This is a genomic window from Mucilaginibacter sp. BGA-UO-ETr-C110, from assembly GCF_059567985.1.
In genome coordinates this window covers 6611934-6625774 of the sequence record NZ_JCAQPB010000002.1, presented here as the reverse complement: position 1 = coordinate 6625774, position 13841 = coordinate 6611934, and the positions used below count along the sequence as shown (strand labels likewise).

Here is a 13841-nt window from a genome sequence, read left to right as displayed (position 1 = left end):
TCAACCAAAGGCTATGGCCTGATGTGGGATAATTACTCGGCATCCAATTTTTACGGCGCCGAAGCTGATAATACCAAGTTCAAATATGTATCCGAAAGCGGCAAACAGGTGGACTATTTCTTCTTCTACGGCCCCGGCTTTGATCATATCATTGATGCCTACCGTACCGCCACCGGCAAAGCACCCATGTTTGGCAAATGGGCCTTTGGTTTGTTCCAATCGCAAGACAGGTATATGAGCGAGGACGAGATCATCAGCGTTAAAGATAATTACCGCAACAACCATATCCCGGTTGATGTACTGGTACAGGACTGGTATTACTGGGATCCGCTGCCTATTGGTTCGCACGTGATGAAACCGGAGCGTTACCCGCATCCGCAGCAATTAATAGATGAATTGCACAAGGCCAACCTGCATGCCATGATCTCCATATGGCCTGTGTTTGGTAAAGGCACGCCTAATTATGATGCCTTGCAAAAAATGGGCGGCCTAACCGATATTACCTGGGATAACGTAGTTACCCACACTTTTGATACCTATTACGATGCCCACAACCCTAAAGCCCGAGAACTGTACTGGGACCAGGCTCGCGACAGTCTCATCAAACGCTATGGCTGGGATGCCTGGTGGATAGACCAGTGCGAGCCGGATAATGGCGCTTTGCAGGATGCCCGCCGCCAAAGCAATTTTAGTATTGGTAAAGGGATCGATTATTTTAATACCTATTCGTTACAGCATACCAAGGGGGTTTACGAAGGCTGGCGCAGGGATATTCCGGGCAAGCGCGCTTTCTTCCTGGTAAGGCAATCCTTTGCCGGGGAACAGCGTAATGCTTCAACCTTATGGTCAGGTGATATTGAGTGTACTTTTAAGGACTTTAAGAACCAGGTGCCCCAGGGTATCAACACCGGCGTATCGGGCATCCCTTACTGGACATCAGACATTGGTGGTTATCACTTCCACTGGAAGGCTGCCGATTGGTCGCAACCCGATAAGCGCGAGCTGTTTACCCGCTGGTTCCAGTTTGGTACATTTTGTCCTATCTTCCGTGTACATGGTAAAGGCGAGCGTGCCCTGTTCAGCAAAAACTGGGATGATAAAACCAAAGCCATCCTGCTGAATTTTGATAAGTTGCGTTACCGCTTGTTGCCATACATCTACTCGCTGGCTGGTCGCGTTACTACTGATAACTATACCATCATGCGTTCGCTGGCTTTTGATTTCAGGGACGACAGCAAAGTTTATGGCATACCCGATCAGTATATGTTCGGTCCGGCATTGATGGTAAATCCGGTTACCGAGCAACTGTATACATCGGCCGATGCCGACAAAAAAGCCAAGGCCCGCCAGGTATATCTGCCTGCCGCCAGTAAATGGTACGACTTCTGGACAGGCGAACTACTTGACGGTGGACAAACCATTAGCGCTGCCGCGCCGATTGACATACTGCCGCTTTATGTAAAAGCAGGTTCCATCATCCCAATGGGTCCGCATATGGAATACGCCACCGAAAAACCGGCCGATAACATCGAACTGCGCATTTATCCAGGTGCTGATGGTTCATTTAAATTTTACGAGGATGAGAACGATAACTNGGTATATCTGCCTGCCGCCAGTAAATGGTACGACTTCTGGACAGGCGAACTACTTGACGGTGGACAAACCATTAGCGCTGCCGCGCCGATTGACATACTGCCGCTTTATGTAAAAGCAGGTTCCATCATCCCAATGGGTCCGCATATGGAATACGCCACCGAAAAACCGGCCGATAACATCGAGCTGCGCATTTATCCAGGTGCTGATGGTTCATTTAAATTTTACGAGGATGAAAACGATAATTACAACTACGAAAAAGGACAATACGCTACTTTCAACCTCAACTGGAACGACAAAACCCGCAAACTCACGATATCCGATACCAAGGGTAAATTCCCCGGAATGTTAAAAAGCCGCACCTTTAATGTTGTGGTGGTAAAAGGCAGCCATGGAGCCAATGTGGAGGTAACCGACAAGGCAGATAAGGTGGTTAAATATGCCGGAAAGACCTTGGTGGTGAATTTGTAATGAAGATATATTTAGATAAATAAAGTTATTCCTACCTGTAAACATCGACCGCAGAATCGACTCACCCGATCTGCGCTTCACTGAATCCTCTCTCTTCGCCTTCGGCGGAAAGAGGGGATTCCTTTTTGCGCGTCATTGCGAGGTAGGAAGACAACCGACCGGAGCCATGCATGTGGGATCACGAAATAAATTCGGGATGATCTGTTAATTAATTTTTGCAAAACACCGTAAATCGCTAACTTACCGCATCTAAGTAAATCGATTTAATAAAACCTATACAAAGCATTAATTTTGAATTTTACTCATCCTTTATCACCAGGAAAAACATTAATGCTGATGGTATTTTGCCTGTTTGCTTTTACGGCATCGGCACAAAAAAAGAATGCCGCTTATCAATATCACATCCGCAAATCAACAGGGCCAATTGTTATTGACGGGATGATGGACGATGCCTGGTATAAAACCGACTCCACCAGCAGCTTCTTTATGGTACTTCCCATGGATACCAGTAAGGCCACCCTACAAACCCAGGTACGGATGACTTATGACAACAGCAACATCTACATTATTGCCACCTGTTATACCCGGGGAACAGGGCAATACATGGTTGAATCGATGAAGCGGGATTTTGCTTTTCTAAAAAACGACAATTTTATATTTTTCCTCGACCCCTTTGATGCCCGTACCGATGGCTTTAGCTTTGGCTCCAACGCCGCAGGAGCCCAATGGGATGGTACCATGTACGAGGGCGGCAAAGTCGACCTGAGCTGGGATAACAAATGGGTATCAGTAGTAAAAAACTATCCCGATCGCTGGGTGTTTGAAGCGTCCATCCCTTTTAAAAGTATCCGGTATAAAAAGGGTGTTGATATTTGGGGTATTAATTTTAGTCGCAACGACCTTAAAACCACCGAAAAATCGAGCTGGGCACCCGTTCCCCGGCAATTCCCGACGGCTTCGCTGGCCTACACCGGATCATTGGTTTGGGATGAGCCACCACCTGAAGCTGGTACCAATATTTCGCTCATTCCTTACGCATTAGGCGGCATATCCAAAGACTACCAGGCCAAAACCGGTACCACCTGGAAAAAGGAGATCGGCGGTGATGCTAAGATTGGTCTTACCTCATCCCTCAACCTGGACCTGACCGTGAACCCCGATTTTTCGCAGGTGGACGTGGATCAGCAGGTGGTTAACCTGAATCGATATGAACTGTTCTTCCCGGAAAAGCGCCAGTTCTTTTTAGAGAACGGCGACCTGTTCGCCAACTTCGGCTATTCCGATATCCGGCCATTTTTTTCGCGCCGCATCGGGCTTAATGCGCCCATCCGCTTTGGCACCCGGCTCACCGGGAAAATTGATAAGGACTGGCGCGTAGGTCTCATGGATATACAAACCGGTGAGGCAGATGCAGCAGCTTCACCCGCACAAAATTATGGCGTACTTACCCTGCAGCGCCGTGTATTCGCCCGCTCCAATATCGGCTTTATGTTTATCAATAAGGATGCTACAGGAACAGCTACGCCGGGCACACAGTACAACCGCAATGTGGGTATGGAGTTTAACCTGGCATCATCCAATAATTTACTCACGGGTAAACTGCTCGGCATTAAATCATTTACCCCCGGACTGAAGGGACATGACATCGTAGCTGCGGGTCACCTCCAATACCTCAGTAAATACTGGACGGCTTATCTACAGGACGAATACGTAGGCAAAAACTATACGGCTGGTGTAGGCTACGTACCACGGACTGGCTATAATAAGATCAGTCCGCTGTTGCTGCGTAATTTCTTTCCAAAAGCAGGTGGGATATTGAGTCACGGGATACAACTGGTATCCAACTATTATTTTGATGAACAGTTTAAGCGTACCGATAACGAAAGCACGCTCTCCTATCTCATCACCCTGCGTAACCGCAGCACTTTTACGCTATCGGCCATTAATGATTATATCAAACTGCTGGTACCTTTTGACCCGACCAATACCGGCAAGCCGCTGTTGCCCATAGGCACAGAAAACCACTGGAATACCGTCGACGCGCAGTTTGTATCCAAACCCCAGGCACTGTTTACCTACCTGGCCGAAACCGCTTATGGTGGCTATTATCAAAACGGTCATAAAACTACCGTCACTATGCAGTTAGGTTACCGTTTTCAGCCTTATGTGAACATCTCGGTAAACAGCTCTTTTAACGATCTGCGGATGGAACAGCCCTATGGCAATACCAGTTTCTGGCTCATCGGTCCGCGTACAGATATTACGGTAAGCAACAAGCTTTACTTTACCACCTACATACAATATAACGGACAGATCCGTAACATCAATACTAACATCCGCATGCAATGGCGCTACAAACCGGCATCCGACTTTTTTATTGTTTATGGCGATAACAACACGCCATCGCCCTTTATGGTCAAGAACCGGCAGTTGGTAGTGAAGTGGACGTATTGGTGTAATTTGTAGAAGCATTTGCAAAAATGGATGTCATGCTGAGCGCCGTCGAAGCATGGTGGGTAGGGCCTTTCACGCACGAGTCTTCGACTAGCTCAGACTGACTGCTCCTGAGTGCTTTCGCAGTCGCTCGGCTCCTGCCGAGTGACGACTATTTGCAGGCCTCTGGCCTGCGATTCGAATATAGCACTGTTTTTCGCAGCGGCCGGAGGCCGGGTAATAATGGTCACTCGGCTGGAGCCGAGCGACTGCAGAATCGCCCTTATCCCTGCTTTTAATTTGTTACCTAAACCCACATGGTTTTAAAGGTTAAAACACATATTTTTGGGTTCTACCTGTTTACCCATGTTAAAAACTTATACTACCTTATTTTTCGGTTTTATTGTAGCAGCAAATGCTGTTGCGCAAACTTCCAAAACGACATCCAAAAGGGATACCACCCACCTGCAAGCCGTTACAGTTAAAGGTTACCTGAGTGAACAGCCGGTACTCAGTGTACCTGCTTCGGTAAGCGTGCTGGGTGCTGCGCAGCTAAAACTACAGCCCGATAATTCATTCGTAAGCGCGTTGAATACCGTGCCAGGTGTTCGGGCCGAAGAGCGTTCGCCGGGTAGTTACCGCTTGTCGATCAGGGGTAGTTTACTACGGTCGCCTTTTGGGGTGAGAGACGTGAAAATTTATTTTGACGAAATCCCTTTGACCGATGCAGGCGGCAACACCTATTTAAACGCAGTGGATATTGCCAGCGTACCCAGCATAGAAATATTGAAAGGACCCGATGGCAGCTTATTTGGCGCCAACTCGGGCGGAGTTGTTTTACTGAGCCCGGTAAACCGCTATGCCGATACGAGCTACAGATCTATCGGTATCAATACCGGCTCATACGGACTTTTTCATGAGAAAGCCAATATACAGCAGCAATTTGGTAAAAACCTGTTGAGCATTAACCAAAGCTACCAGGCCTACCAGGGCTATCGGCAAAACAGTAACATGAGTCGCAACTACATACAAGTGGCAGACAAATGGAACTACAGTGGTAAAAATGAGTTACGCTTTTTAGGTTTATACTCCGATCTTACTTACCAAACACCAGGCGGACTAAACCTTGCGCAGTTTACCGCCGATCCGCGCCAGGCCAGACTACCTACACCAACCATCCCGGGGGCTTTACAGCAACATATCGGTATCAGTACTACCATGTACCTGGCCGGCTTGGTGAATGAGTATCACTTCAGCGATCGGATCCGTAACGTATTGTCGGTTTTTGGCAACCATGTTGATTTTGCTAACCCGTTTATTACCAACTATGAGCAGCGTGGCGAAAATACCTTTGGTTTCCGCACCTATTTTGAGTTGGCCGGTTTACCTCATGAAAATATTAATTGGAAGGTGAACCTGGGGATGGAATGGCAGCAAACCAACTCTGTGATCAGCAATTATGGTAATAAGCGGGGTGCAAAAGATACCACCCAAACCAGCGATTATATCCACACCAACCAGCATTTTATATTTGCCCGTTACTCGGCGGATATTTATAAACGCCTGCATTTGGAAGCTGCGCTGAGCCTGAACTGGTATGGCTATGATTTTAAGAACATCTATCCGCTGGCCCAAACCAGCTTTACCAATCGCAATTTTAGTCCGCAGCTGATGCCGAGATTAGCTCTGAGCTACCAGGTAACCAATAACTTTATATGGAGGGCATCCGTAAGCCGGGGCTACTCTACCCCTACCACTGCTGAGGTACGGCCAACCGACAATATTGTAAACACCACGCTGCAAGCCCAAACCGGCTGGAATTACGAAACCGGTTTCCGCCTGCGTAACCAGGACGAGACCCTGTTCCTGGATGTATCGGCGTTTTACTATCGTATCAGTAATGCTATTGTGCGCCGTGTAAATGCTGATGAAACCGAGCATTATATCAACGCCGGGGGTACCAATCAACCTGGTGTTGAACTGTCGTTTACCGATTGGCTTATCCGGCCAAACAATACTCATTTTGTAAGAGGATTACAGTTTAATGAATCGTACACCTATAGTAAGTTTACTTTCAGGAATTATGTAGATGCGGTAACCAACGCCAGTTACTCGGGCAATAACCTTACGGGTGTGCCGCGCAATGTTTTTGTGAGCAGTTTGCAATTGAGGGTGCCGTACAACCTGTCGGTATTTGCCCAGCATAATTATACTTCCAAAATTCCGCTGAATGATGGCAATACGGTTTATGCCGGGAGCTATAACCTGTTACAAGCCAAAGTAAGCTGGCAGCCTATCATCGGTCATAGAACCCACCTGGAAATTTATGCCGGTGCCGATAATATCCTGAACCAGAAATACAGTCTGGGTAACGACCTAAACGCCGTAGGCAACCGCTACTATAACGCATCGCCATTGCGGAATTATACTGTGGGCATGGGGGTGGTGTTTTAGTCTATGGACCATGGTCGATAGTCCATAGACCATGGTCATAGTATTTCTTACATAACAAAAAGAGACGCATGTTATGCGTCTCTACGTTTCATTTTTTGTAGAGACACATTACATGTGTCTCTCATTATTCAAATCTTTTCTATTCAAGCAAACCATGGACTATCGACCATCGACTATGGACTAAAGGTTCAGGCCATTGCTTCCGCCTTCGGCTACATTGCCGCCACGACCCTTCACATCAAAGGCGCGGAATTTGATCACGCCGCCATTGTAATTTACCGGACCTGTATATACTTTGCTTTTTTCATCCGGATCTTTACCGTTGGTAGTATAGCGGATGGTTAAGCCTGGATAATCAATATTGCTCAGGTATTTGCCATCCTGCAGACTGATACCCGGTTTTGGGATACGGTAATTATAACCACCTTCGTAGTAGCTTAAACGCGGCAGTTCACGTTTACCCAAAACATTCAAAAAGCCCGACCATGCTGTTTCATATTCCTGTTTTGCCTTAACCGGATCTGTTTCTGTTGCCCATTGCGGATCAGGTGCCCAGGCACGCTCGGCCAGTGCCAGCAAACGGGGGAATATCATATAGTCCATACGCTCGGTGCTCTTCACGGTTTCAGCCCAAAGCGCGCCTTGTAAACCTACTATGTTGCCTTTGCCATAATCGGTAAGGCGTTGTTTGCCTATAAATAAGGAGCGGTTAATGGGGTTACCATTTTTATCTACATCGGCATTTTTGAAATAGTCAAAAGGGATAAAGGAGTAAAATTTATCGATACCTAAAAACGCACCCCAATAATAACCCGGCTCGTCAAAAGATTTGTAGCTGGCCATGTCAAAGTACAAATTGGTAACACAGGTAAGCACCACTTTATAACCGGCATTGGCTAAACGGTAAGCGAGGTCTTCCTGCCCGTCGCCCAGTACGTTGTTCCATACATCGGCTTGTAAGTGCTCTTTGGTAAAATCGGGGTTAGGCACATAAGCCGGATGACCATCCAGCGTGGTTTTGCGCAGGGCCATTTCTTCCCAGCCGGAAAGCAACAGGCCTTTGGCTTTTAGTATGTCGTTCACGCGGCCATAAAAGTAATACCACAGATCGTTAGTGCTTTGTATCTCCGGGTGACTTGCCTTTAAGGCCAGATAAGCAGGCGATTTTTCCCACACATGTGCAGGCACTTCGTCGCCACCAAAATGGATAGTTTGCAGCGGTGCGCCTGCTTCTTTGTAAAGAGCAGCAACATCGCTCACTACGGTTTCTACAAAGTTATAGGTTGATGGCAGCGACACATCGATCACGTTATCGTTCCAATACTGCACCGAGCGATATTCAGATTTATCATTCAGATCGCGCAGCAGGTATTTTTCGGCATCGGCTTTTTTACCTTCGGCCATCAGGCGATCGTACCGGGCATCCATCGCTTTGATAGGTGCACGGGCGTGACCGGGTGTTTCAATTTCGGGAATCACCGCAATGTGGCGATCTGTGGCGTATCTTAAGATCTCGATATAATCGGCACGACTGTAAAACCCGGTACCTACGGTATTATTCACATCCGGACCGGAACCATGCGATGCTGGTAAAAAATGTTTGCTATCCAAAGTATGGCCACGCTTAGCTCCCACCGAAGTTAGTTCAGGCAGCGATGGCAGTTCCAGTCGCCAGCCTTCATCATCGGTTAAATGCAGGTGCAGAGCGTTCAGTTTATACAGGCTCATAGCTTCCAGCAATTTCAACACCTGCTTTTTCGGTTGAAAATTACGGGCCACATCCAGCATCACGGCACGGTAGCCAAAGCGGGGCTGGTCTTTTACATCAACACCTGGTATCTGTACCGATTTTTGTTTTTTGGCAAAAGTGGCGGCCGGTATCAGCGACCTTAAAGATTGAACACCATAAAAAGCGCCGGTACTGGTAGAAGCATTGATGGTGATACCCTGCGGTGTTACCTTTAATTCATAAGCCTCCGGAGCAAGTCCGTTTACTTTAGTTAAACTGATAACCGAGGTTTTGGATGTACCAGTGATCGGGTTGATCAGCAATTGATTTAAACCTGCTTTTAGTTGGCCGGCCTCTTTTGTAAAATCTTTATCGGCAACAACGCTTATCTTATCATCCAGGGTAAATGTACCGCCGGTTTCCTGGTAGCTTGAGGGTGTAGGAAAAACTTTTGGCAACTGATCGGCCGGGATATCGGCAATATTTTTATTTCTGTCGAAAACAATTTCAGGGGTTATCAAACCCTGGTAGGTGGGCTTGTATGGTTCGACAGTAAACGAGGTGATGGAGTAACCTTTTTCGGGTTGCGCGTCCCAAACCAGGTAAATACCTTCGGGGGCATCCGTGGCGTTCACTACCGGGTCGTCATTAATATATTCTATACGGGCTGATGCACCGGGTTTCAATTCCTTAAAACCTTCAGTTGGGGTGATGCTGTATAAGTCGCCATTCACCTGGTTTATTTTGGCGTTATTACTTACCGTATGCTCTACAAAACCACGACCTGAGTTAAAGTAGAACTTCCATCCGCCGGCAGGTAATACTTCATGCCCGCTATTGGTGATGATCAAGGCGGTAAGCGCCTGGTTTTTATTCTGATAATTATTATCAACCACCTGCCAGGTAATGTGCAGATCGGCTACATTAAACTTGATATCATGATGAAGGGTAAAAGCTGTGCTCATGAAAAACGCAGCAACCAGCATTGTTGTAATAATTTTTCGCATAGTATAACCGTGATTGATAATAGATTGAATGGTAAATATAATTTAACATTTCAATTTTAGCTATACTTTTTAAATAATTTTAAGAAGACCCTTTGAGAGCAAGGACGAGGAGAGCAAGGAGCAAGGATTTTTAGAGCAAAAAAAGAAAAAGTCCTTGCTCTTTGTTCCCAAAATCCTTACTCCAAAAATCATACTCCAAACCTGATCCATCCTTCGCCTTCATAACCAAAGGCAAACTGTTTAGGTCTGAGTATTTCGGCCAGTATCTCAATGGAATCAACAATACGCGGACCAGGGCGGTTAAAGTATTGGTTACCATCAACTATAAAAAGCTGGTTGTTTTTGACCGCCTTAAGCTCTGTAAAGCCGGGCAGGCTCATTAAAATATCTATTTCTTTAAGGGTTCTTTCGATAGAAAAACCGCAGGGCATCACCACTAAAAATTCGGGATCCTGCAGGCGGATATCATCCCATTGTACATAGGGCGAATGTTTACCATCTTCCCCTACCAATACAGGAGTGCCTCCTGCAATTTTTACCAGGCCGGGCACCCAGTTACCAGATACCATCATGGGGTCGAGCCATTCGATACAGGCTACCGTGGGCCGGCTTTCGCTGAATTTTAATTTATGTTTGATGATATCTATACGCTCAACTAGGTTCTCTACCAGTTCGGCACCCGCTTCGGGAACATTCAATGCTTTAGCTATCATGATAATATCATTCAGGATATCTTCCAGGCTGTTGGGTTGCAGCGAAACAATGCGGGCCTTTTTTTCCAGGTAATCATCCAGTGCCAGCTCCACGTCGGCCAGGGAAACGGCGCAAACTTCGCATTGATCCTGTGTGATCACTACATCAGGCGCTAATTCTTTGATCTGTTCGCGTTTTACCGTATATACCGACAGTGCATCGGCAAGGATCTCTTTTACCTTTACATCTATCTCATTACTACTTAAATTATCCGGAAAATTAGCTTCGGTACATACCGGCAATTGTTTTACAGATGCGGGATAATCGCACTCATGTGAGCGGCCTACCAGGTTATTTTCAAGTCCCAGGGCACAGATGATTTCGGTAGCGGATGGTAGTAAGGAAACTATTTTATCAGTTGACATGTTAACAGATGTGCAAATATGCAGATGTGCAAATGTGCGGATGATTTATTTGATGTGCAAATGATAGATTAAATGTGCGTATCATGGCGCGGGCAAAAATCTGCACATCTATAATCTGCACATTTGAAATTTGCACATTTGCAGCTTATCTTTGCGCCAATGATATTCCTAACCTTTTTTATCGGGATCATTGCCAATTTTATTGGTTACGTCCCCCCCGGAAATATAAACCTTACGCTGATACAGATCACCATTAACCGGGGGATGAAGGAAGCTATTCGTTTTATTACCGCTTTTTCATGCGTTGAGTTTTTCTTTACCTACTTCATCATGCATGCTGCCCGCTGGTTATCGGGCGAATTAAGGTTAGCTGTCATTATCGACTGGGTCATGGTGATCCTATTCGGTGTTTTGGGTACTGTAACCTGGATAAACCGCAACAAACCACCCGAAACCCATTACTCCGAACATGCCAGTATCAAATACGGCATACTGCTTGGTTTTTTGAACCCGATGCAGGTACCTTTTTGGATGGTGACCGGTACCTACCTCATTACTCATGAATGGATACTGGATGGTCGCATAGCGCTCATCATTTTTAGCATCGGCTCTGCCGCGGGAGCATTTCTTTGCCTTTTTCTATACGCCAGGTTTGCCAAATACATGCAGCAAAAATTTGCACTGAGCACGCGTTTCATCAATACGGGTATTGCGATTCTGTTCTTTGCTTTCGCAGGGTATCATATCGTAAAACAGATTTACCTATCATTTTTTAAACACTAATACACGGGGCTTATTAGCCGCTCTTTTGTATTTTTGATTCATGTTCAGTCGCTTTCGTAAATACCTTGAAGATAAGATCATCATTGCTGCGGATGATTATCAACTCATAGAATCGGTAAGTGTTATCAAAAAACTCCGAAAACACCAATTTTTATTATCGGAAGGTGATGTGTGCACCTTTAACGGATTTGTATGTGATGGCTTTTTACGGAAGTATAGCGTTGATGACCGGGGTACAGAACATACCGTTTACTTTGCCACAGAAAATTGGTGGATCGCCGACCGCTTGAGCTTAATGGAAGGCGCCCCATCAAAATATTATATCGATGCAATTGAAGACTCTGTGGTGTTACTTATCAGTAAGTTAAATTACGAAATGATCTGTGAAAAGATCCCGGCATTTAAGGATATGGTTAATCAGATATTACAACGCAGTTTAAACGCTACACACGAACGTATCAACACTACCTTGCAATCAAGCGCAGAAGAAAAATATAGTCAATTCTTAAAGTCCTTCCCCAATTTAGCTAATCGTACGCCAAGGAACATACTGGCTTCTTACCTGGGCATTACCCCCGAAACATTAAGCAGGATAAGAAAACAGGTTTCCACTAAATAACCTGTTAAAAATTCTCTTGACATTTATCAAGAATTTTTGAATCAAATATCAATTTTTTCCCGGGGCGTATGGCTGAACTTTGCGTTAAAATTTATCAGTCATGTCAAAATACAACAACATAGAACTATCAAAAGAAAGTGAGGAAACTCAGCGGGTATTAAACGGTTTCTTCCTGGGAACTGCTGAAAATAATCCGGAGGTAATTGCCCAATATATGGCGGATGATGTGGACTTTTATATCGCAGAATCGCCTTATATGCCCTGGACCGGCAAAAAAAACGGCAAACGGGAAGTGATCATCGCTTTGCAACAACTCATAGAAGCTCACCACACAGTCGAAGATGATTTTGAAATGGATCACACCTTTATTGATGGCACAGAAGCAGCAGTTTTTGGAAAAGCTGGCAGAACCGTAAAAGCTACCGGTAAAAAATTCAAAGAACCTTTTGTTATGCGGTTTACAATAGCAAATGGTCTTATCGTCAGATTATTGATGCTGGAAGATTCACATCAGATTGAAAAAGCTTTTAAAGAAGATAAGTTTTAATCAATTCCACATGAAGCATTTAAAAAATGAATACAGAAATGAAACAACTGGTGGAAGCGCATCTAAGGATCTGGACTGAACCCGACCATGCAAAACGTTTGACGTTAGCCAATGAAATTTATGCGGATAATATTCAAGTAATTGACCCCGAAGTAATTTTAAACGGCAGGGCCGAAGTAAATGACTTTATCGATCATTTGTTAAAGCAACATCCCGGATTTGAATTCACTATAGCCAAACCGATAGAAACGCATCATAGCAGAACTATTCTTTCCTGGCAGTTTGGACCTAAAGGAAAGCCTGATACTATAACCGGACAGGATATATTTACCATCACAGACGGACATATAACTTCTTTTTTGGTTTTTGTAGATGGGGTTACTAAATAATATAACACTGAACAACCGTGAATATGGCGTACGCAATTGCGCCGTTAACGACCCGGATGGTAATACCATAGTTTTTGGTAAAGCTCAGGAATAAATTGGTGGATTTTGCCGGGCGTTTACTATTTTTAACCCTATGCACCATCCTGAAGAAAACCCCTGGAAAATAACATCAGAAAAAAACGTTTATGATAACCCCTGGATAAACGTTACCGAGTACCAGGTTATCAACCCATCGGGTAATCCGGGTATTTACGGCCAGGTACACTTTAAAAACACAGCTATTGGTGTAATACCACTTGATGAGGAACTAAACACTTACCTGGTGGGGCAATTCCGTTTCCCGCTTAATCAATATAGCTGGGAAATACCAGAAGGCGGCGGCCCTGAAGGTACAGATCCGCTCGAGTCAGCTAAACGTGAACTATTAGAAGAAACTGGTTTGAAAGCCAGCCAGTGGACAGAAATTCAACGCATGCATCTGAGTAATTCTGTAAGTGATGAGCTCAGTATTATTTACCTGGCTAGGGACCTTAGCCAGTTTGAGGCCGAGCCTGAGGATACCGAACAATTGATCATCCACAAAGTTCCGTTTGCTGATGTATACCAGATGGTGTGCGACGGCCGGATCACCGACTCTGTAACCGTAGCGGCTGTGTTAAAAGTGCAATTACTTTTGTTAGAAAATCGCTTATAAAACG

Annotated in this window: 10 protein-coding genes; 8 read left to right on the top strand and 2 right to left on the bottom strand. The window is 45.3% G+C overall.

What is annotated here, in order from left to right; translation table 11 throughout:
* Nucleotides 1-21 precede the first annotated feature (21 nt).
* From AC57BQ_RS28510 to AC57BQ_RS28500, 3 genes are all read left to right on the top strand, one after another.
* Nucleotides 22-2064, top strand: a complete 2043-nt coding sequence (locus AC57BQ_RS28510; protein ID WP_496409500.1) for a glycoside hydrolase family 31 protein — start codon at nt 22-24, stop codon at nt 2062-2064.
* Nucleotides 2065-2394: 330 nt separating this feature from the next.
* Entirely contained in the window at nt 2395-4530 is a 2136-nt protein-coding gene (locus tag AC57BQ_RS28505; RefSeq protein ID WP_496409450.1) for a carbohydrate binding family 9 domain-containing protein, read from the top strand.
* A 333-nt stretch (nt 4531-4863) separates the two neighbouring features.
* Nucleotides 4864-6951: a TonB-dependent receptor gene (locus AC57BQ_RS28500; RefSeq protein ID WP_496409449.1), complete on the top strand. Its 2088-nt coding sequence runs from the start codon at nt 4864-4866 to the stop codon at nt 6949-6951.
* A gap of 180 nt (nt 6952-7131) precedes the next feature.
* Here the strand turns inward: AC57BQ_RS28500 and AC57BQ_RS28495 are convergent, their stop codons facing one another.
* On the bottom strand, nt 7132-9687 hold the full coding sequence (locus AC57BQ_RS28495) for a family 20 glycosylhydrolase (RefSeq protein ID WP_496409448.1): 2556 nt from the start codon (nt 9685-9687) through the stop codon (nt 7132-7134).
* A 188-nt stretch (nt 9688-9875) separates the two neighbouring features.
* Nucleotides 9876-10805 (bottom strand): cobalamin-binding protein, encoded by a 930-nt coding sequence (locus AC57BQ_RS28490; protein WP_496409447.1) that lies wholly within the window; start codon nt 10803-10805, stop codon nt 9876-9878.
* 159 nt (nt 10806-10964) lie between these two features.
* On the opposite strand from AC57BQ_RS28490, the gene AC57BQ_RS28485 reads away from it, so the two are divergent.
* The 5 genes from AC57BQ_RS28485 to AC57BQ_RS28465 all read left to right on the top strand — a co-directional run bounded on the left by AC57BQ_RS28485 (nt 10965) and on the right by AC57BQ_RS28465 (nt 13837).
* Nucleotides 10965-11588 carry a LysE family transporter gene (locus tag AC57BQ_RS28485; RefSeq protein WP_496409446.1) on the top strand — a complete coding sequence of 208 codons (624 nt, stop codon included), beginning with the start codon at nt 10965-10967 and terminating at the stop codon, nt 11586-11588.
* A 40-nt stretch (nt 11589-11628) separates the two neighbouring features.
* A complete protein-coding gene (locus AC57BQ_RS28480) occupies nt 11629-12207 on the top strand; it encodes a Crp/Fnr family transcriptional regulator (protein WP_496409445.1) in 579 nt (192 codons plus the stop codon).
* Nucleotides 12208-12307: 100 nt separating this feature from the next.
* A complete protein-coding gene (locus AC57BQ_RS28475) occupies nt 12308-12754 on the top strand; it encodes a nuclear transport factor 2 family protein (RefSeq protein WP_496409444.1) in 447 nt (148 codons plus the stop codon).
* Nucleotides 12755-12780: 26 nt separating this feature from the next.
* Nucleotides 12781-13143: a nuclear transport factor 2 family protein gene (locus tag AC57BQ_RS28470; protein ID WP_496409443.1), complete on the top strand. Its 363-nt coding sequence runs from the start codon at nt 12781-12783 to the stop codon at nt 13141-13143.
* Nucleotides 13144-13276: 133 nt separating this feature from the next.
* A complete protein-coding gene (locus AC57BQ_RS28465) occupies nt 13277-13837 on the top strand; it encodes an NUDIX domain-containing protein (protein ID WP_496409442.1) in 561 nt (186 codons plus the stop codon).
* The last annotated feature ends 4 nt before the right edge of the window (nt 13838-13841 follow it).